Below are 19,596 nucleotides of genomic sequence, written 5' to 3'. Positions count from 1 at the left end.
GGTCGTGACCGACCGGTCGGTGGCTCTCGTCACCCGATACTCCACCCGCGAACAAAACCCCCGTACCTGACTGGTCAGGTATCCCGGTCGAAGATGGCGGCGAACACCTTCCGCTCCGCGGCCCGGAGGTGCTGGTGGAAGGTCGCCCGGGAGACGCCCATCGCCGCCGCGAGCTCGTCGCCCGTCGCCGTCCGCGTCGCGTCGTAGTAGCCGGAGAGGTACGCGCGCTTGAGCGCCGCGTGCTGGCGGTCGGTCAGGCGCTCCTCGACGGCGGCGACGAAGTCGCGCTCCGTCGTCGGCGGGCGCTCCGTCTCCCGATAGCGGACGAGTTCGACGTCGTCGTAGCGCTCGCGGACGCGCTCGACGACCGACCTGGTGTCCACGCTCATCGGGAGTTCGAGTTCGACGCGCGCCCCGCCGTCAGCGGCGCTGACTCCCTCGATTCGGACGCCGCGGGCCGCGAGGTCGTCCGGGAACGACGACGCCGGTAGGCGGAACTCGAACAGCGGTGCCTCGTCCGCCCCGCCGACCACGGTCGCGTCCTCGATTCCCGGCGACTCCGCGGCGGCCGCGAGGACGCGCTCGGCGTCGGCGTCCGCCGTGAAGAAGAGCACCGGCGTCTCCCCGCGGTACACCTCCCCGCGGTACGTCAGCGACCCCGGGAGGCGCGCCGCGAGGTCGACGAAGAACAGTTCGCGGTCCCGCACGTCGAAGGCCACCGACACCACCTGGTCCGTGGCGGCGAGTCGGCGCGACTCGTGGGCGTTCAGCGCCGTCGCCACCGTCCGGCCGAGTGACTCCAGTACCGCCGTCTCGCGTTCGTTCAACGCGTCGGCGTCGGTCGCGTACACCGCGAGCACCCCGTACGTCGTCCCGCGATAGCGTAACGGCACCGCGGCGACGCCGTCGACCGCGTCGATGCCCGTCGGGACGGCCGTCTCCCCGTCGCCGAGCGCGACGCGCCCCTCGTCGAGCGCGCGCACCACGGGGTGGGCCGTGTCGTCGCGCGCCACCGCGAGGTCGGCCGCCCGCACGCCGTCGGCGTCTCCCGCCCACGCACGCGGCCGGACGACGCCCTCCGCGAGGTCGACGTCGCCGAGCCACGCGAGCGCGTACGTCTCCACCGCCGCGAGGCGCTCGCAGACCTGCCGCTCGATGGCCTCCCGGCTCTCCGCGTTCACGACCGCCTCCGTCACGTCGCCCAACAGCCCGTCGACGCGGTCCAGGACGTGTTCGAGGTTCGCCCGCTCGCGTCTCACCGCGCGCTCCGAGCGCGTGCGCTCCGTGACGTCGCGCTGGAACCCGACGAAGTAGCGGACGTCGCCGTCGTCGTCGCGGATCGGCGCGATCTTCACCTCGTTCCAGAACGGCTCGCCGTCCGCCCGGTAGTTCCGGAGTTCGACGACCGTCGGCTCGCCCGCCGCGACCGCGCGGCGCATCTCGTCCACGCGCGCCGCGTCCGTCTCCGGCCCCTGCAGGAACCGGCAGTTCCGCCCGAGGACGTCCTCGCGCGCGTAGCCGGTGATACGCTCGAAGGCGTCGTTGACGTAGACGAGCGGGTTGTCCGGCCGGGTCGGGTCGGTCATCGTGATACCCACCGGCGCTTCGTCCATCGCGCGCTCCTTCACCGCGTCCGGGAGCGGCGGGTCGTCGTCCATCCCGTGTCGGGGTGCCATCTCGACGTCCCACCGTCGAACGCGCAGACGTAAGAGCGCCGCGCCACGAGTGGCCGTATGCCCGCATCCGCCACCGCCGTCGGCGTCGACTGGGGGGTGAACGGCTGGGTCGCCGCCGTCCGCGACGGCGCGGGGTGGGACACGCGCCTCCACCCCTCGCTCCTCTCCGTCTGGCACGCCCACCGCGACGCCGACGCCGTCCTCGTCGACGTCCCGGTCGGCCTCCCCGAACGCGGCCGACGCGCCTGCGACGAGCGCGCCCGCGAGGTCCTCGGGAGCCAGCGCCGCCGCGTCTTCCTCGCCCCGCCGCGCGCCGCGCTCGACGCGCCCACGTACGCCGCGGCGAAGCGTCGCGTCGAGGCGCGCACGGACGGGTCGCTCACCACGCAGACGTGGAACGTCCTCCCGCAGGTCCGCGACGCGGACGTCCTCCTCGCCGAACACCCCGACGCCCGCGGCGTCGTCCGCGAAGCCCACCCGGAGGTCTGTTTCGCCGGCCTCGGCGACGGCCCGATTGCCCCCGCGAAGACCGACGACGCGGGCGTCGAGGCGCGTCTCGACGTCCTCGACCGGTACGACGACGCCCGCGCCGCCTACGAGCGCCTCGTCGCCGAGCGTATCGACGACCCGCCCGCACACGGCCGGCGCTTCCGCGCCGACAACCGCGACGACCTCCTCGACGCGATGTGCCTCGCTCTCACCGGGTGGACGGACCGCGGGACGCTCCGCACGCTCCCCGACGACCCCCCGCGCGACCCCGAACGCCGCGTCCCCATGGAAATCGTCTATCGGGACGTCCCGTAGCCCGGGTCGGCGAGTGGACGGTCAGGAGTCCGTCACGTCGACGCCGCCGATTTCGAAGCGCGCGCCGCCGGCCGCGCTCTCGGCGATGGTGAGGTCCCAGCCGTGGGCGTCGGCGATCTCCGAGACGATCTTGAGACCGAGGCCGGTGCCGTCGTTGCTCGTCGTGTAGCCGGTTTCGAGGACGTCCGCGCGCTCCTCGGGGGGGATGCCGGGGCCGTCGTCGGCGACGTAGAAGCCGCCGTCGTCGAGGCCGACCCTGACGGTGACGTCGTCACCGCCGTGGTCGTGGGCGTTCCGAAAGAGATTCTCCAGGAGCTGCTGGAGGCGCGCGGGGTCGGCCTCGACCGTCGGCTCACCGTCGACGTCGAGGACGGGCGCGTCGTCGTCGGTCTCGACGGTCCGCCACGCGCGCTCGACGACGTCGCGGAAGGCGACGGGTCGGCGCTCCTCGACGTCGGTCTCGCGGACGAGCGAGCGGACGCCGTCGACGAGGGAGTCGATGCGGTCGAGCGAGCCGTCGATGACGTCGAGGTGGTCGGCGGCCGGGGCGTCCTCGTCGACCGCGGGCTCGACCATCGGGAGGCGGGCCTTGGCGACCTGGAGGGGGTTTCGCAGGTCGTGGGTGACGATGCTCGCGAACTCCTCCAGTTGCCTGTTCGTCTCGTGGATCGCCGTGACGTCGTGCATGACGACGACCGCGGTGGGTTCGCCCGCGACGGTGTCGTTGCGCACGCGGAGCTCGGCGTGACGTGTGTCGCCGTCGGCGTCGCGGTACGTGAGCGTCTCCGCGGCGCTCGTTCCGTCACCGTCCGAGCCGGTCGCGTCGAGGCGGTCGTGGAGTCGCGCGACGGCGTCGTCGTCGAAGACCGGGAGGTCGTCCGGTCGTCGGTCGACCACGGCGGCGTACGTCAGGCCGGTCGCGTCGAGGAACGCGTCGTTCACCTCGGTGATCGCGCGCTCGGCGTCGAGGACGAACGCGGGGTCCGGAATCGCCTGAAAGAGCCCCTCGAAGCGCGTCTCGCTCTCCTCGTAGCGCCGCGCGAGCGCGATGGACTGGTTGCGCCGGACGAGGAGGTTCTCCAGGCGGCGAAAGAGCGAGGCCTTGTCGACGGGGGCCTCGACGACGTCGTCGACGATGGCGGGGCCGCCGTCCGCGTCCGGGAGCGAGAGGTCGACGTCGATACGGGTGTCCTCGCGGCGGACGAGCAGCGTCGGCGCGAACGTCGGGTGGACCGCGTGGCTGTGTTCGAGGAGCCGGTCGCGGTACGTCGGGAGCGTCCGGTCGTCGACGACGTGGAGGTCGACGTCGCGGAGGTCGCCTTCGTCGTCCACGACGACCGCGTAGCGCTGCTCGAGGAGCGACCTGAGCGCCGCGCGATTCCCCTCGTCGTCGACCAGCAGTTGGATTCGGTTCGTCATGGCTCCCTCCCGCGTCGCGTCGTCGCCCGATTCGTGCTCGCGGACCGCCACGTCAGCGCTCGTCGATACGCGTGGGGCTCCCTTCGAGGACGCCTTGGACGCCCTCGACGGGGCCGGCGATGCGGATGCCCCCGTCGGTGATGTCGAACTCGTGGATGGTCGGGTCGAAGTCGCTGACGCGCTTCTTGAGGACGCCGAGGACGCGTCTGAGTTCGCCGTCCATCTCGACGTAGCTCAGGAGGACGATGTTGTCCGCAATGTAGCTGACGTTCGCGCCGGTCGCGGTCGGGAGGCCCGTGATGTCCTTGATTTCGTCGAGCAGGATGACGGTCACGTCCATGTTCGTGAGGTAGCGCACGAGCGCGTGGAGCTTCTCGGCGAGCGCCTGCTCGTCGCCCTGGAGGGCGACCTTGTAGCCGTCGATGCCGTCGATCATGACGACCTGCGAGCCCGCCTCCTCGACCTGACGCTGGACGCGGCGGGCGAACTCCTCGGCGGAGAGCGTGAGCGGCTCGACGGGCTCGACCGTGAGGTCGCCGCGCTCGCGGAGTTCGGTGATGGGGAGCCCGAGCGCCTCGGAGCGTTTCGTGAAGGTTTCGAGGGATTCCTCGAAGAGGTAGGCGACGGGGGCGAGGCCGTCGGCGGCGGCCTGCGCGACGAACTGCGCGCCGGTCGTCGACTTCCCGATGCCGGTCGGGCCGCTGACGAACGTCGCCGTCCCGCGCTCGATGCCGCCGCCGAGCAGTTCGTCGAGGTCGGGGACGCCGCTCGTGACGAGTCCGCCGCCGAGTTCGTCGCCGTGGAGCGGCGGGACGAGACTCGGGTACACCTCGATGCCGCCCTCGCGTATCTCCATGCCGTGCGTGCCGTCCTGCTGGCCGACGCCGCGGTGTTTCGGGACGCGTGCGCGCCGACCGCCGCCGCCGCGTTCGAACTCGATGATGCCGTCGCTGAGCGACGCGATCTCGTCGTCGCTCGGCGCCGAGTCGTACTGCGTGCGCGTGGCGAGGACGGTCGTCCCGCGGTCCTTCAGGAAGCGCATCAGGGAGATGAGCCGCTTGCGGAACTGATAGTCGCTCGTCTCGACGTACTGGAGCTGCGTGATGGGGTCGATGCAGACTCGCGCGGGGTCGAGGTCCTCGATGGCGTCGCGGATGTCGTCGATGAACTGCTCGCTCTCGACGTCCTGCGGGTCCACGAGGTCGTACGTCCGGTCCTGGCTGAAGAAGTCCGACTCGGGGCCGAGGTCGAGGAACGCGGCGTCGTCGAGGTCGATGCCGAGCGCGGCCGCGTTGGCGACGATGTCGTCGCGCGACTCCTCACCGTGGATGAAGAGGACGGTCTCGCCGTCGTCGAGGCCGTCGCTGAGGAACTCCATGCCGAGGAGGGTCTTCCCCGTGCCGGGCTTCCCGCGGACGAGGTACATGCGCCCGCGGACGACGCCCCCGTGGAGGAGCTCGTCCAGTCCGGACACGCCGGTGCTTATCGCGTCCAACCCCCTGTTCATACCGTCGTACGGCGCCACGGGCGTAAAACGATATTGGCTCTCGACTCGGGACCGTCCCTTCCGGCTCGGTCCGGAAAGGGGCGCTCGCCGCCGTCAGGGTACATCTATTTCTATCGTGACTGTCTATCATATCGACGCGTACCATGAAAGGAGTTGTTTACCAAGGGGAGCACCACGTCGAGGTCCAGGACGTGGACGAACCGGAGCTACAGGGACCGAACGACGCGATTCTCGACATCACGACGACCTGCATCTGCGGGTCGGACCTGCACATGTACGAGGGTCGGACGGACGCCGAACCGGGAATCGTGTTCGGCCACGAGAACATGGGCGTCATCGAGAAGGTCGGCGACGGCGTCGACGACCTCGAAGTGGGCGACCGCGTCGTCGTCCCATTCAACGTCGCCTGCGGGCACTGTAAGAACTGCGAGGAGGGGAAGACCGGCTTCTGCCTCAACGTCAACCCCGACGGCGGCGTCCCCGCCGGCGGCGCGTACGGCTACGTCGGCATGGGCCCCTATCAGGGCGGCCAGGCGGAGAAGCTCCGCATCCCCTACGCGGACTTCAACGCCCTCAAACTCCCCGGCGAACCGGAGGACGAGTACGAGGAGAGCTTCGCGCTCCTCGCCGACATCTTCCCGACCGGCTGGCACGGCACCGAACTCGCCGACCTCCAGCCCGGCGAGTCCGTCGCCATCTTCGGTGCCGGCCCCGTCGGCCAGATGGCCGCCTACAGCGCGAAGATAAAGGGCGCGTCCAAGATATACATCGTCGACCGCGTGGACGCGCGCCTCGACCTCGCCGCCGAGCACGCCGGCGCGACCCCGATCAACTTCGAGGAGGGCGACCCGGTCAAACAGATAGAGGCCGACTTCGGCGGTGAGGTCGACAAGGGCGTCGACGCCGTCGGGTATCAGGCCCTCGACCCGGACACGGACGTCGGGAGCGACGCCTACGACCCCGCCCGCGAGAACCCGGCGGTCGTCCTCAATCAGCTCATCGACGTCGTGAAGCCGAAGGGCCAACTCGGCATCGTCGGCCTCTACGTCCCCTCCGACCCGGGCGCGCCCGACGAGATGGCCGCGCAGGGTCGCCTCGGCATCGACTTCGGGAAGCTCTTCGAGAAGGGCCAACAGCTCGGCACCGGCCAGTGTGACGTGAAGAAGTACAACCGCTACCTCCGCGACCTCATCGCGGAGGACGTCGCCGACCCGAGCTTCGTCGTCACCCACGAGGCCGGTCTCGACGAGGCTCCCGACCTCTACGAACGCTTCGACGACCGCGACGAGGACGTTCTCAAGGTCCTCCTCAAGCCCTGAGGGCCCGAGGCGACCCTCGACGACCTCGACAGCTTTTTAACCGGTTGGTAAGTATCGGACGATAGCCGCGGCCGCGAGCGTTCCCGCCGCGAGGCGGACGCGCGGCTTTTCGCTCTCAGTATCGTAACACTTTAGTAATTTTTAGGCTAGCCTAAACCCGTATGACACAGCGACGGACCTTCCTGAAGACCGTTGGATTGGCGACGGGGACGGCCCTCGTCGGGTACGGAGCGAGCGAATCGAACGCCATCGGCGACGCGAGCGCGCAGGCGTCGAGCGGCGACGCGCCGCTGACGGGCGTCGAACGGGCGGTACCCTATCAGCGCAACGTCGAGGAGGTCAAGGGCCACCTCGAGGCGTCCGCGTACCTCCTCTCCGAGAACGACGACGCCGGCGACGCCGCGGACGGCGCGACCGCCGCGTTCCACGCGAAGCACGCCGGCGACTACTACGCGGCCATCATGCCGCGCCTCCGCGACGCCGACCCGCAGCTCGCCATGGAGCTGCGCGCTACGCTTGCCGACATGCTGGAGCACTGCCGTTCGATGGACGCCGGCGCGTACGACGACTACGTCCACGACGACGTCTTCTCGCTGCTCGACCGGGCGTCCGCAGCGGTCGTCTCGGGCGACCTCCGCGGGACGACGTCGTTCACCGGCCGCGTGATGAACGCGCTCGCGCGCCGCCTCAACGAGGAGTACGGTCGCGGCGTCGTCACCGAGGGCGGCGCACTCGCGTCCGCCGGCGAGTACTGGGACGCGTGGGGCTTCGCCGTCCGCATCCAGACGCTCTACGACGGGAACGAGTCGGCGTTCGTCGACGCGACGGGCGACGCCGTCGGCGCGATTCGCTCGCAGATCGAGGACGAGGTTTCGAACGTGACGGTCCGCGAGACGACGCTCCGGATTCGCGCCTCCGCGGAGGGCGCGCTCGGCTTCCCGAGCGCGAGCGTCGAGGGCCGCGAGGACGCCCTCACCTACGCCCGGAACGTCGAGGAGGTCAAGGGCCACCTGCTCTCCGCGAGCAAGCTCAAGCAGCTCGGTGACAGCTCCGGGATGGCGTTCCACGCCCGCCACGCCCCCGACTACGCCATGACGGTGCTCCCGCCGCTCTACGCGTCCGACGCCGGCCTCGCGGACGACGTCCTCGCACACATGACGTCCGCGGTCGAACGCGGGCACTCCCTCGACGCCGACGCGTACACCGACTCCCTGACCGGCGAGACGTTCGACCTGCTCGACGACGCGATGGCGAGCGCCGTCTCCGACGAGTTCCGCGGGACGACGTCGTTCAGCGCCGCGCTCATCCTCGCGCTCGCCGGCCGCATCGAGGAGGAGTACAGCGCGGCCGTCCCCGAGGGCGAGACCGTCGACCTCTACGGCGAGTACTGGGACGCCCGCGGCTTCCTCCGCCGCGTCGAGACCCACTACGCCGCCATCGAGTCCGACCTCGACGCCGAGACGCGGGACGCCGCGGGGAGCGCACTCGACACGCTCCGGACGAACCTCGATACCGTCTCGACCGCCGACGAACTCTCGAGTACGGTGAGCGACCTCGAAGCCGCCCTCTCGCCGGTCGCCGGCGGCAACTGAAGCCGCGCGCACCTCCTCACCTCACCCCACCTCACCCCACCTCACCTCCGTTCCCCCTGCACGCGCGACTCGCGCCTTCCCGCGCTCGCCTCCCCCGTTCTTTCGCCGCCTCTTCACTTCCGCCGCTCGCTCTCCGCGTTCTCAGCTCTCGTGCCCGTCACGTCCACATGGTACTGCACTCGTCAGTTCCCGTGTTCGCCCTCCCACCCGTATCCGGTCCGGCCCGCGCGTTCAGTCGTCGCGCCGGCACGCGTCGGCGGCGAGGGCTCCGACTTCGGCGAGGACCCGCCACAGCTGTCGCGCGACGATGGCCGCGTCGAGCGCGAGCGAGCGCCGGCGGATGTACTCGACGTCGTAGCGAACCTTCTCCTTTGGCACCTCGCTCGACGCGTCGTGGAGCTGTGCGAGCCCCGTGAGCCCCGGCTTGACGAACCAGCGCTTGCGCCACGCGCTCGTCTCCGCGAGGAGGAGTTCCTCCTCGTCCGTCCACGCCGCGCGCGGACCGACGACGCTCATCCGACCGCGGAGGACGGCCCAGAACTGCGGGAGCTCGTCGACGTGCGTCCGTCGCAACAGCCGCCCGACGCGAGTGATGCGGTCGCCGTCGTCGCCGGGTGTCGCGGACTCGCTCGCCGGGCGCATCGTCCGGAACTTGTAGACGTCGAAGGTGTCGCCGAACAGGGTCGTGCGCTCCTGCGTGTAGAAGACCGGCCCGCCGTCCTCCGACGTGACCGCCAGTGCCGCGAGGGCGAGGACGGGGAGCGTCGCACAGAGGACGAGCGCGGCGAAACAGACGTCGAAGGCGCGCTTGCCGAGTCGAGCGCCGACGCCCCACGGTTCGAGGTCGATGCGGTCGAACCCGGGCTGGCGCTCGGGGCTCCCGTCCGCCGCGAGGAGGACGTCGCCGCCGTGGTCTTCGGGGACGGAGACCGCGACGCCGTGTCGCCGGCAGACGTCGAGGATGCCGAAGAACTCCGCGCGGTCGGCGTGCGGGAGGGCGGGGACGACGGTGTCGACGTCAGCGTCCGCGAGCAGGTCGTCGAGCCGGGAGAGCCCGCCGAGGCGCTCGTGCTCGGCGAGCGTGGTCGCCACGGAGTCGTCGCCGCCGTCCGTGTCGACCTGCCTGTCGGCGGCCGGCCCGCTGGGCCACGAGACGGCGGACGCGTAGCCGACGACGGGGCGCGTGGTCGCCTCCAGCGCGGTCGAAATCTGGCGCGGGTCGGCACCGACGACCAACGTTCCCCCCTCCCGGTTCCGCCCCCGGTCGAGGGCGACGAACCACGCGGGGAGGAGGACGGCGAGGACGGCGACGGTGCCGACGAGCGTGGTCCGCGGGAGTCGGTACGGGACGTCGAGATAGCCGAGCGCTGCGAGCGCGAGCGCGGCGACGCCGAGCGCGCGGAGCGTCGCGGCGGCGGTCTCGTGGGGCCGTCGCGCGCCCGGTTCGCGGAGCGCGTGGACGACGAGCACCGTGACGATGAGCGCCGCGCCGAGGCGGGCGAGCAGGCCGACGCCGCCGAAGGAGAGCGCGACGAACCGGGACCCGGGAAGTCGGGCGAGGGCGGTCTGGACCGGCGCGGCGTTGGCGAGGAGGACGGCGAGCGTCGTGAACAGCGTCGTTCCGAGGACTCGAAGTGCCCGGCGTGTGTGTGTCGCGTCGTGCATCGGCGCTTCGTCTTCGCTCCGTTTAGGCACACCTAAATTAAAAGGGTGCTGTTTCGCGCCCGACCGCCCCCTGGCGGTACGTCGGCCTCGCCGACACCCCCTCCGCCACGAAATCGCGGGCCTCGGGGCGGGTCGTCCGCGGCCGTCGCGTCTTGGCGATACTCGCCCCGAGGCCCGCGCGCCCGTCACGTGCTCCGGGCGCACGTCCCCAATCGGAAAGCTATTTTAGGCGACCCAAAACACATTACGACATGGACCCATCTACGCGCGACGGAATCGACGACGACCGGAGCGGGCGCTCTCGCGTCCGCAGCGCCGTCGGTGACCGCCGCTCGTTCCTGCAGGCCGTCGGGGCGAGCGCGGGTCTCCTCGGACTCGCCGGCTGTAGCGGCGGCGGTGGCGGCGGCGAAACGACGAGCGAGACGAGCGCGGACGGCGACTCCGCGACGTCGACCTCGACGTCGGACGTCCCCGCGCCCAAGACGTACACGGAGGACGAACTCTTCCACATGGACGAGTGGCGCGGCGACGGCCCGCAGGTCGGCGAGCGCCCCAACGAGTACACCGGGCTGTCGGTGCTCGACCTCCCCAACCTCCGCGGGGAGATAACGGTCTACCTCGGCGGCGGTGAGGGCGGCCTCTATCAGGAGGCGATGCAGCGCATCCAGAACCTCTACCGGGACTTCACCGTCTACATCCGCCCGGCCTCCTCCTCGCAGCTCGCCAACACCATCATCGAGGAGGCGAACGCCGGCCAGAGCCCCGCGGACGTCTTCTGGGCCATCGACGCCGGCTCCGTCGGCGTCGTCGCCGAGAACGGCGCGACGGTCACCCTCCCCGACCACGTCACCCAATCGGTCCCGGACACCTACCACCCGACCGACGAGTGGGTCGGAATCATGGGCCGGGCGCGCTCGATTCCGTTCAACACGAACGCCTTCGACGCCGACGAGATACCGAACGAGGTCGCCGCGTTCCCCGACGACCCCCGGTTCGAGGACGAGATGGGGTGGGCACCGACCTACGGCGCGTTCCAGGCGTTCATCACCGCGATGCGCGAGCTCAACGGCCGCGAGGCGACCAAGCAGTGGCTCGAAGCGATGCAGGCCCACGGCGTCAGGAAGTACGGAAACGAGTTCCAGGTGGCGAACGCCGTCGCCACGGGCGAACTCTCCGCCGGCTTCTCGAATCACTACTACTCGCGGCTGGTCTACGAGGAGCGTCCCGACGCCCCGCTCGAACTCGCCTTCACGCAGAACGACGCCGGCGCGCTCGTCAACTGCTCCGGCGCGCAGGTCATCAAGAACAGCTCCAACCCCGAGACGGCCGCGAACTTCATCCACCACCTCCTCTCCATCGAGCTCCAGGAGTTCCTCGGGACCCGCGGCTTCGGTTATCCGCTCCTCTCCAGCGTGCCGCCCATCGGCAACCTCCCGACCATCGACCAGCTCAATCCGCCCGAACTCGACCTGAGCACGCTGGCGAACGTCCAGCCGACCCTCGAGCTGCTCCGAGAGGTGGGCGCGCTGTAGGATGTCGGCCCTCGACCGGCTCGTGGCACCGTTCGCTCGCGCGCGCTCGCGAGACTCGGGGCTCCCGACCGCGCTCGTCCTGCTGAGCGGCGCGATTGCCGCGGCGGTGCTGTCCCCAATCGCGTGGATACTCCTCCGCGTCCTCGAAGCCGAGGGCGGGCCGTCGCTCCTGACCCACCCCTCGACGTTCGCCACGAGCATCGCGCTCGTCGCCGTCGTCACCGGGGCCTCCGTCGTCCTCGGTGTCCCCCTCGCCTTCCTCACCGTCCGGACGGACCTCCCGTTCCGGCGCTTTTGGACCATCGCCGTCGCGCTCCCGCTCGTCATCCCCAGCTATCTCGGGGCGTTCACCTACATCTCCGCGTTCGGCCCCAGCGGCTACATCGCCGACCTGCTCGCGCCCCTCGGGGTCGACTCCGTCCCGTCCGTCTACGGCTTCGGCGGCGTCGCCCTCGTCCTCACGCTCTACACGTTCCCCTACGTGTTCATCACCACGCGGGCGTCGCTGCTCTCCTTCGACGAGTCGCTCGTCGAGGCCGCACGCACCCTCGGCGTCTCGCGTATCGAGGCCTTCCGCCGCGTCACCCTCCCGCAGCTCGTCCCCGGAATCGCCTCGGGGGCGCTGCTCGTCGCGCTCTACGCGCTCTCTGACTTCGGGACGCCGAACCTCCTCCGCCTCGAAGTGCTCACGCAGGCCATCTGGGTGGAGTTCAACGGCTTCGGCCGCGAGACGGCCGCGATGCTCTCCCTTCAGCTCCTCACCATCACCGCGGTCATCCTCGCGTTGCAGTCCCGCGTCGGCGACTCCACGCAGGGCGCGTACGTCGGCACGCGCGCGAGTACGAGCGACACGACCGTCGCGCTCGGCCGCTGGAAGGCCCCCGCGCTCGCCTTCTGCGCGAGCGTCGTCACGATGTGTCTGGTCGTCCCCCTCGGCGTGCTGTTCGTCTGGTTCCGCCGCGGCAGCTCCGCCATCGGTCGGACGCGACTCGTCTTCGAGTGGTCGTACGCGAGCAACTCCGTGCTCGTCTCCGTGGCCGCGGCGGTGGCGTGCGCGCTCGCGGCGATCCCCGTCGCCTACCTCGCCGCCCGCCACCGCTCGACGGTCGCGGAGCTCATCGACCGCGCGACCTACATCGGCTACGCGATGCCCGGCATCGTCCTCGGCCTCGCGCTGGTGTTCTTCGGCGTCTCCTACGGTGCCGCCGTCGACGACCTCTCGTCGGTCATCGGGGCCGCCTCGTACCTGCCGACGCTCTACCAGACGCTCCCGCTGTTGATATTCGCGTACGTCGTGCGCTTCCTCCCCCAGTCCGTCGGTGCCACGCGCTCCTCGGTGATGCGCGTCGACCGCGAGCTGACCGAGGCCGCGCGCCTCCTCGGGGAGTCCCCGCTCGGCGCGTTTCGCCGGGTGGCGCTCCCCCTCATCGCCCCCGGCGTGTTCGCGGGTGCCGCGCTCGTCTTCCTCACGACGATGAAGGAGCTCCCGGCGACGCTGCTGCTCCAGCCGACGGGGTTCGACACCCTCGTCACCTACATCTGGGCGGTCCGCGAGTCCGGAAGCTACGGCGCGGCCGCCATCCCCGCGTTCGTCCTCATCGTCGTCTCCGCGCTCTCGATGGTCGTCATCCTCTCGCAGGAGAAATAATCCATGTCACGCACGACTCACAACCGCACCGACGCATCCGACGCATCGCCCGCAGCGGACGACAGCGACGCCGACGACGCCGCGGCCACGGGGACCGTCCTCGACCTCTCCGGGCTCACGAAGACGTACGGCCCCGAGACCGCCGTCGACGCCCTCTCGATGTCCGTGGCCGACGGCGAAATCCTCGCGCTCCTCGGCCCCTCGGGCTGTGGCAAGACCACGACCCTGCGGATGGTCGCGGGCCTCGAACGCGCCGACGCCGGCACGATAACCCTCGACGACCGGACGCTCGCCGACCCCGAGGGCGGCGTCTTCGTCCCGCCCGAGGAGCACGACATCGGCCTCGTCTTCCAGGACTTCGCGCTCTTCCCCCACCTGAGCGCCGCCGAGAACGTCGCGTTCGGCATCGGCGACCGGCCGGCCGCGGAGCGCGAGGCGCGCGTCGACGAACTGCTCGACCTCGTCGGCCTCGGCGACCACGCCGACCACCACCCCGAGGAACTCTCCGGCGGGCAGAAACAGCGTATCGCGCTCGCGCGCTCGCTCGCCCCCGAGCCGGACGTCCTCCTCCTTGACGAACCGCTCTCGAACCTCGACGTCGCGCTCCGTGTCTCGATGCGCGAGGAGATGCGCCGCATCATCGACGAGACCGGCGTCACCGCCATCTGGGTGACGCACGACCAGGAGGAGGCGCTCTCCATCGCCGACCGCGTCGGCGTGATGAACGACGGCCGCCTCCAGCAGATCGGCCGCCCCGAGCGAATCTTCGAGCGCCCGTCGTCGCGCTTCGTCGCGTCCTTCCTCGGGCAGGCCGGCTTCCTCACGGGCCGCGTCGACGGCGACGCCGTCGAGACCGACATCGGCCGCCTCGACGCCACGCACTTCCCCGGACTCGACCTCCCCGACGGCACGACGGTCGACGTGCTCGTCCGCCCCGACGACCTGCAGGCACGCCCCGCCGCCGACGGGACGACCGCGGACGGTCGTCTCACGCAGCGCCAGTATCAGGGCCCGTCGTTCGTCTATCGCGTCGAGACCACCGAGGGCGACAGCGTCCGCTGCATGCACAACCACACGGAGCTCTTCGAGGTCGGTCAGCCCGTCACCGTCGACGTCGTCGCGGACCACCCGCTCCAGTGGTTCGAACGCTGACGGGGACGAGAACGGGGATGCGGACGGGAACGGGAACGGAAACGGGAACGGAGACGAAAGCGCGGGCGCGAACCCGCTCTCGGTCCGTCGTCTCGACTACTTTTCGCCGCCGTCGCCGACGAGTCGCGCCGCCATCGGCATCGACGCGACCGTGAGGAGGCGATAGAGCTCCTCGGCCGCGTCGACCTCGCCCGCGCGGTGACGCCGATACGTCTCCCACGCGGCGTCGGCGTCGACGCCCGGGAGCCCGCGGAGGACGGCGTCGTGTTCGCGGAGCGCGTCGCCGACGAAGTCGTGCCCGCGGAGCAACGCGTCCTTGTCCTGCCACGGCCCCCACGTCAGATACGAGTCGCCGCCGTCGCGGAGCCTGTCGACGAGACTCGACGCGGGCGCGGCGGCGACGTGCGCGAGGTGCGGCGCGGTGAGCGGGAGTCGCGTGCTCGGGTGCGGAATCGCCGCCAGCGCCTCGTCGAGGCGTTCGAGCGCGAGCGCGACGAGGTCGTGTCTGAGGCGGTATCGCAGGGGGATTTCGAGGTGGAGGTCGACGAGCCGCCGGTCGAGGAAGGGGTTGCGCGTCGGTGCGATTTGGAGCGCGCTGTAGAGGTCGAAGCCGATGCCGTTCGTGATCGGGTAGTAGAACTCGCTCAGGACGAGAGACTCGACGTCCGGGTGGACGACGCCGTGGTGGTCGAGCGACGTGACGCCCTCGCGGACGTGCTCGCGAACGAGGTCGGCGAGCGGCGGCGCGTCGAGGTAGTCCGGGTCGCGCGCCGGCTGCGAGGCCGCCTGCGCGGCGGCGTACTCGTCGACGCTTCCGGGGAGGTCGGCGAGGGGGAGCGGGAGGCTCGCGCCGTACGGCAGCGGAATCTCGGGTGAGGGGATACTCCACGGCCCGAAGAGCGAGTCGCTGTAGAGGCCGGTGAGCAGGACGTCGACGTCGCCCGCGAGCCGGTCCGCGAACCCGAGCGCGTGCCCGGTGTTGAACGGTCCGATGAACTCCTGAATCGGCGCGGCGCGCTCCAGGAGCGTCTCGTGGTACGACGGCCCGCGTTCGAGGAGCGTGAACGGCGCGTCCGCCGCGTCGGCGATGCGCCGCGCGATTCGCGCCTCGCGGTTCCACCCGTCGTTCATGTGGTAGGTGCGGATACGCTCCCCTCGGCCCGCGCTCGTGCTCTCGCTCTCCGTCGCGTCCGCTCCCACGCCAGCGCGCGCGTCCGTTCCCGCGGCCGCGAGCACCGCCCGCGAGTCGCTCCCGCCGCTCAACAGCAGGCCCGCGGTCCGGTCGTCCGCCGTGCGGTCGGCGACGGCGGCCGCGAAGCGCTCCGCGAGCTCGTCCACGTAGTGCGAGAGCGGGCGCTCCACCGGCCGGTATCGGGGCGCCCAGTAGCGCCGCTCGTCGAGACGACCGTCCGTCGGGTCGTACGCGACGGTCGTCGCGGGCGCGAGCTGGTCGACTCCCGCTATCGGCGTCCGCGCGCCGAACGTCCGGCGCGCGTAGAGGTACTCGGCGAGGAAGTCGGAATCGAAGGCGAACGTCGCGCCGTCGACCTCCGGGACGCGCTGGACGCTCGTCGAGAAGGCGAGGGCGTCGTCGCCCACGGCGTAGTAGAGCGGGCGCGCGCCGAGGCGGTCCGTGAAGAGCGTGGCGCGCCCCGTCTCGGGGTCGTAGCGGACGCCGGCGAACTCCCCGTCGAGGCGGTCGGGGAACGACCGGCCGTGCGCGGCCGATTCGGCGGCGCAGACGCGCGCGGTCTCGCGCGGGTCGACGCGCTCGCGGTCGTCGCCCGTCCCGACGGCGTACACCTCGCCCCAGACCCAGACGAGCGCGCCGTCGGGCGCGGTGACGGGCTGTTCGACGCTCGCGCCTCGGTGGAACGCCGTGCGGACCGCGACGCCGTCCGCCCGGTGGGTGGCGCGCACCTCGTCGTCGACGGTGGCGGGGACGGTGTCGACCTCGACCGCGCCGGCATCCGCACCGACGACCCCCGAGAGCCCGACCATGCTAGGCGTCGGGGTTTGGGGGGGACGCGACCCGGCGGGCGCTCTCGCGGCGTTCGAGGTAGTCGTCGACGGAGAAGCTCTGGAAGACGTCGGCGAGTTCGGTGCCGTAGGGCGAGTCGGCGAGCAGGTCGTCGAGGATCACCGCGTTCCGGTACGGACCGAGCCCGAGGTCGGGCGCGTTGATTCCGTGCGTGTGGATTTCGGCGTTCTGGACGTAGAGTTCCCCGGGGAGGTCCGTCCCCGTCAGCCGGAAGTCGCGGGTGACGTCGAGTCGCCCCGCGTCGTCGCGCGCGAGGCGGTCGGCGAGCCCCGCGGCGAACGGCGGCTCGACGCGCTCGTACCCCGTCCCGAGGACGACGACGTCGCTCTCCTGGACGAAACGCTCGTTCTCCTGCCACTGCTCGCAGAGGAGGGCGTACCCCTCGCCGTCGGGCGCGGGACCGAGTTCGCGCACCTCGGTCGCGGCGAGCATCCCGACGTCAGGCTCGGCGTCGCCCACCGACCCCTCGTAGAGCAGGTCGTAGATTTCGGCGCTCGTGCGCTCGTCTATTCCCTTGTAGAGGAGGTCCTGACCCTCACGGAGTTCGTCCTTCGTCTCCTGATCGAGGTCGTAGAAGTAGTCCGTGTAGTCGGGCGTGTAGATCATGTGGCCGAGCTTGGCGTCGGCCATCTGGAAGAAGCCGCGCGAGCGGGTGAGCCAGTCGAGCGCGTAGCCGCCCTCGGGCTGGCGTTCGAGGAGGTCGCGGACGACCTCGGCGGCGCTCTGCCCGGAGCCGACGACCGTGACGCGCTCGGCGTCCAGACACCGCTCCCGGTTGCCGAGGTAGCTCGCCGTGTGGAAGACGTCGTCGCCGAGGACGTCCGCGAACCGGTCCGGGACGTGCGGGCGCGTGCCGATGCCGACGACGACGTTCTCCGCCAGGTACGTCTCGCGCTCGCCCGTCTCGGGGTCGACGGCCGCGAGCCGATACGTCTCGCCGTCCGCTGCGACGCCGATTTCGGTGACGCGTCGGCCGAAGCGAAGCGACGGGAGGCGCTCGGCCACCCACCGACAGTAGTCGTTGTACTCGCGACGCGGGAGGAAGAACTCCTCGTAGAAGTAGAACTCGTAGAGGCGGTTCTGTGCGCGCAGATAGTTGAGGTAGCTGTACGGGTTCGTCGGGTCGACCATCGTGACGAGGTCGGCGAGGAACGGCACTTCGAGCGTCGTTCCCTCGATGAGCATGTCCTCGTGCCAGTCGAACGCGGCACGCTGTTCGAGGAAGGCGGCGTCGCAGTCCGCATCGACGTCGTCGAGGAGGGCGGCGAGCCCGAGGTTGAACGGGCCGACGCCGACGCCGACGAGGTCGTACGCGTCCTCACTCATCGGCCGCGCCCGTCTCGCGTTCTCGGACCATGAACTGGGCGGTCTTGTCGGGGAACTCGATCTCGCCGCGGCGCTCGAACCCCGCGGCCGCGAACGCGCGGATGGCGCGTTCGTTGCGGGCGTCCGGCTCCGTGACGACTCGGGTCGTCTCGGGGTGTTGGAACTGGAAGTCGACCATCGCGCGGATGAGCGGCGCGGCGTAGCCACGTCCGAGGTACTCCGTCGGGCCGATGAGCAGGTGGATGCCCTGGTCGCCGGGGTCGGCGTCGTAGTGGTCGGCGAGGCGGTCGTGGGCCGCCCAGTAGGACTCCCAGTAGCTCATCGGGACGTGGTCGCGGTAGCCGACGTAGAGCGTCTGGGTCTCGTCGGCGGCGCGTTCGCGTATCGTGTCGCGGACCTGGGGAAGCGGGTCGTCCTGCTGCCAGTAGGGCAGCACGTGGTCGCTGTTCAGCCACGCGTGTAGCCGACCGAGGTCCCGGTCGAGCGACACCTCGCGGAAGCCGAGTTCGGCGCCCGAGTCGGCGACCGTCCGGTAGCTGTACGTCGACCCGACGGTCTCCCGGGGACAGGTCATGTCGCCCCGCGGGTGCGTCCACCCGCTCGCCGCCCGCCGGCGCGACGGGCCGGTGTCGATGCTCCGTTCACGGTTCTCACCAGTATTTTTTAGGCTGACCTGAAAAGGGTTGCGCTCGGGACCCGCGCACCGATTGTGTGAGGTGCTTCGGCCCCCTACCCGCGGATGCGCGTGACGGTGCCGTCGACCGTCACCGTCCGGAAGTCGAACGTCACGCGCGTCCCCTCGCGGAGCGCGCGCGTGTGAAACCGGAGGCCGTCCGCGGTCGCGCGCGTCCGGAGGTCGACGGTGAGGTGGACGTCCACGTTCTCGGGGTGTTCGCGCTCGTAGATGTGGCCGTCGTCGCTCGTGAGCACCACCGTCGCGTTCTCCGTGCGGACGGCCGTGATTCGCGCCGTCGTCCGGCCGTCGCGGCGCTCGGTCAGCCCGGCCCGGAGGCCGTCCGCGACCGCCGGGTCGACGTCCGCGAGCGAGACGACCGCGGTCGTCGTCGTCGGCGATCCCGGCGGCGAGGCGTTCCCCCACCGCGTCACCGTCCCGCGCAGGGCGTACTGGTCGGTGTCGAAGCGCAGCAACCCGCCGAGCCGCACGGGCGTCGCCCCGAAGTACGTGCTCCCGGAGCGGTTCAGGGTGTGCAGGCGCACGCCGAGCAGCGCCCGCCGCGCCGTCCCGTTCTCGACCGGGGCGGTCGTGACGCCCGTGACGCGCGCGATCCGCCGGTCGTCGAGTCGGAACGCGTCGCCGACCGCGACGGCGTCCGCGGTGGCCGGCGACAGCGTCGCTTCGAGGAGGACCGGGAGCGAACCCACGGGCAGCGTCGTCCCCGCCTCCTCGACGCGCAGGACGTCGCCCGCGACGGCGTAGCTCGACGTCTCGAACGCGAAGCCATCGCCGCGGCGCAGCGGCTCGCCGTCGCGCTCGAAGACGCGTTCGTCGCCGCCGTCGCGCAGCGTGCCGTTCACCCGAACGCGGACGACGACGGACGCGTTCGCGCCGTCCCCGGCGGGACCGACGTACGTGTCCGTGACGACGACGCGTTCGTCCGCGGAGCGGTCGCCGGCATCGATGCGCTCGGCCGTCGCGGGCGACTGTGTCCCGAGGTCGACGGTCGCGTAGCGCGTCGCGGGCTCACCCCCACCACCGAGCGGGACGACCGCGACGGCGCCAGCGACGACGGCGGCGAGGACGACGAGGACGACGGCGGCGTCGACGACGTTGACGCGGCCGAACAGCCGGCCGTCCTCATCGACAAGCCTCATAGTTCCCCCGGCCGAAACCCACCCAGACTGTGAACGCGTGCATGTGCGGGAAGTCGAATATCGGACCCTTCGCCGGACGCGA

Annotated in this window: 14 protein-coding genes; 6 read left to right on the top strand and 8 right to left on the bottom strand. The window is 71.1% G+C overall.

Annotation, left to right across the window (positions count from 1 at the left end):
- Window positions 1–74: 74 nt before the first annotated feature.
- Window positions 75–1,676: a bacterio-opsin activator domain-containing protein gene (locus IEX84_RS04345; protein WP_188870208.1), complete on the bottom strand. Its 1,602-nt coding sequence runs from the start codon at window positions 1,674–1,676 to the stop codon at window positions 75–77.
- Window positions 1,677–1,733: 57 nt separating this feature from the next.
- On the opposite strand from IEX84_RS04345, the gene IEX84_RS04340 reads away from it, so the two are divergent.
- Window positions 1,734–2,480, top strand: coding sequence for a DUF429 domain-containing protein (locus tag IEX84_RS04340; protein ID WP_188870206.1), 747 nt, complete (start codon window positions 1,734–1,736; stop codon window positions 2,478–2,480).
- A 21-nt stretch (window positions 2,481–2,501) separates the two neighbouring features.
- Here IEX84_RS04340 and IEX84_RS04335 read toward each other — a convergent pair whose 3' ends face one another.
- Together IEX84_RS04335 and IEX84_RS04330 are read right to left on the bottom strand one after the other, a co-directional pair.
- The gene (locus IEX84_RS04335) at window positions 2,502–3,899 is read right to left on the bottom strand and encodes an ATP-binding protein (protein WP_188870204.1); all 1,398 of its coding nucleotides are present in this window, start codon (window positions 3,897–3,899) and stop codon (window positions 2,502–2,504) included.
- Window positions 3,900–3,951: 52 nt separating this feature from the next.
- Window positions 3,952–5,406: an ATPase domain-containing protein gene (locus tag IEX84_RS04330; protein WP_188870202.1), complete on the bottom strand. Its 1,455-nt coding sequence runs from the start codon at window positions 5,404–5,406 to the stop codon at window positions 3,952–3,954.
- A 143-nt stretch (window positions 5,407–5,549) separates the two neighbouring features.
- Between IEX84_RS04330 and IEX84_RS04325 the strand changes: the two genes are divergently transcribed.
- Complete coding sequence (locus IEX84_RS04325) at window positions 5,550–6,725, top strand: glutathione-independent formaldehyde dehydrogenase (protein WP_188870200.1); 1,176 nt, start codon at window positions 5,550–5,552, stop codon at window positions 6,723–6,725.
- Between the two features lie 161 nt (window positions 6,726–6,886).
- Window positions 6,887–8,317 (top strand): twin-arginine translocation signal domain-containing protein, encoded by a 1,431-nt coding sequence (locus IEX84_RS04320; RefSeq protein WP_188870198.1) that lies wholly within the window; start codon window positions 6,887–6,889, stop codon window positions 8,315–8,317.
- A gap of 231 nt (window positions 8,318–8,548) precedes the next feature.
- Here the strand turns inward: IEX84_RS04320 and IEX84_RS04315 are convergent, their stop codons facing one another.
- Window positions 8,549–9,982 (bottom strand): sugar transferase, encoded by a 1,434-nt coding sequence (locus IEX84_RS04315; RefSeq protein WP_188870196.1) that lies wholly within the window; start codon window positions 9,980–9,982, stop codon window positions 8,549–8,551.
- Between the two features lie 251 nt (window positions 9,983–10,233).
- Between IEX84_RS04315 and IEX84_RS04310 the strand changes: the two genes are divergently transcribed.
- From IEX84_RS04310 to IEX84_RS04300, 3 genes are read left to right on the top strand one after another with little or no spacing between them, the layout of a single operon-like run.
- The gene (locus IEX84_RS04310; RefSeq protein ID WP_188870194.1) at window positions 10,234–11,514 is read left to right on the top strand and encodes an extracellular solute-binding protein; all 1,281 of its coding nucleotides are present in this window, start codon (window positions 10,234–10,236) and stop codon (window positions 11,512–11,514) included.
- 1 nt (window position 11,515) lies between these two features.
- A complete protein-coding gene (locus IEX84_RS04305) occupies window positions 11,516–13,162 on the top strand; it encodes an ABC transporter permease (protein ID WP_188870192.1) in 1,647 nt (548 codons plus the stop codon).
- Between the two features lie 3 nt (window positions 13,163–13,165).
- A complete protein-coding gene (locus IEX84_RS04300; protein WP_188870190.1) occupies window positions 13,166–14,314 on the top strand; it encodes an ABC transporter ATP-binding protein in 1,149 nt (382 codons plus the stop codon).
- 96 nt (window positions 14,315–14,410) lie between these two features.
- Here the strand turns inward: IEX84_RS04300 and IEX84_RS04295 are convergent, their stop codons facing one another.
- The 4 genes from IEX84_RS04295 to IEX84_RS04280 form a co-directional block, all read right to left on the bottom strand.
- Complete coding sequence (locus IEX84_RS04295) at window positions 14,411–16,315, bottom strand: asparagine synthase-related protein (protein WP_188870188.1); 1,905 nt, start codon at window positions 16,313–16,315, stop codon at window positions 14,411–14,413.
- Window position 16,316: 1 nt separating this feature from the next.
- The gene (locus IEX84_RS04290; protein WP_188870186.1) at window positions 16,317–17,681 is read right to left on the bottom strand and encodes a lysine N(6)-hydroxylase/L-ornithine N(5)-oxygenase family protein; all 1,365 of its coding nucleotides are present in this window, start codon (window positions 17,679–17,681) and stop codon (window positions 16,317–16,319) included.
- Window positions 17,674–18,255, bottom strand: coding sequence for a GNAT family N-acetyltransferase (locus tag IEX84_RS04285; protein ID WP_188870184.1), 582 nt, complete (start codon window positions 18,253–18,255; stop codon window positions 17,674–17,676). The genes IEX84_RS04290 and IEX84_RS04285 overlap by 8 nt, the downstream gene beginning before the upstream one ends.
- Window positions 18,256–18,410: 155 nt before the next feature.
- A complete protein-coding gene (locus tag IEX84_RS04280; RefSeq protein ID WP_188870182.1) occupies window positions 18,411–19,514 on the bottom strand; it encodes a DUF4330 domain-containing protein in 1,104 nt (367 codons plus the stop codon).
- Window positions 19,515–19,596: the final 82 nt, after the last annotated feature.

Source organism: Halarchaeum rubridurum, from assembly GCF_014647115.1.
GTDB lineage: Archaea > Halobacteriota > Halobacteria > Halobacteriales > Halobacteriaceae > Halarchaeum > Halarchaeum rubridurum.
Note: the sequence above shows the minus strand (reverse complement) of the source record. Positions and strands in the feature narration are given on the sequence as shown.

Excerpts from the sequence above, each read along its gene's own strand:
- IEX84_RS04320 (WP_188870198.1), top strand. The coding sequence starts at position 6,887 with ATGACACAGCGACGGACCTTCCTGAAGACCGTTGGATTGGCGACGGGG.
- IEX84_RS04340 (WP_188870206.1), top strand. The coding sequence starts at position 1,734 with ATGCCCGCATCCGCCACCGCCGTCGGCGTCGACTGGGGGGTGAACGGC.
- IEX84_RS04300 (WP_188870190.1), top strand. The coding sequence starts at position 13,166 with ATGTCACGCACGACTCACAACCGCACCGACGCATCCGACGCATCGCCC.
- IEX84_RS04315 (WP_188870196.1), bottom strand. The coding sequence starts at position 9,982 with ATGCACGACGCGACACACACACGCCGGGCACTTCGAGTCCTCGGAACG.
- IEX84_RS04295 (WP_188870188.1), bottom strand. The coding sequence starts at position 16,315 with ATGGTCGGGCTCTCGGGGGTCGTCGGTGCGGATGCCGGCGCGGTCGAG.
- IEX84_RS04290 (WP_188870186.1), bottom strand. The coding sequence starts at position 17,681 with ATGAGTGAGGACGCGTACGACCTCGTCGGCGTCGGCGTCGGCCCGTTC.
- IEX84_RS04345 (WP_188870208.1), bottom strand. The coding sequence starts at position 1,676 with ATGGCACCCCGACACGGGATGGACGACGACCCGCCGCTCCCGGACGCG.
- IEX84_RS04280 (WP_188870182.1), bottom strand. The coding sequence starts at position 19,514 with ATGAGGCTTGTCGATGAGGACGGCCGGCTGTTCGGCCGCGTCAACGTC.
- IEX84_RS04305 (WP_188870192.1), top strand. The coding sequence starts at position 11,516 with ATGTCGGCCCTCGACCGGCTCGTGGCACCGTTCGCTCGCGCGCGCTCG.
- IEX84_RS04285 (WP_188870184.1), bottom strand. The coding sequence starts at position 18,255 with ATGACCTGTCCCCGGGAGACCGTCGGGTCGACGTACAGCTACCGGACG.
- IEX84_RS04330 (WP_188870202.1), bottom strand. The coding sequence starts at position 5,406 with ATGAACAGGGGGTTGGACGCGATAAGCACCGGCGTGTCCGGACTGGAC.
- IEX84_RS04325 (WP_188870200.1), top strand. The coding sequence starts at position 5,550 with ATGAAAGGAGTTGTTTACCAAGGGGAGCACCACGTCGAGGTCCAGGAC.
- IEX84_RS04310 (WP_188870194.1), top strand. The coding sequence starts at position 10,234 with ATGGACCCATCTACGCGCGACGGAATCGACGACGACCGGAGCGGGCGC.
- IEX84_RS04335 (WP_188870204.1), bottom strand. The coding sequence starts at position 3,899 with ATGACGAACCGAATCCAACTGCTGGTCGACGACGAGGGGAATCGCGCG.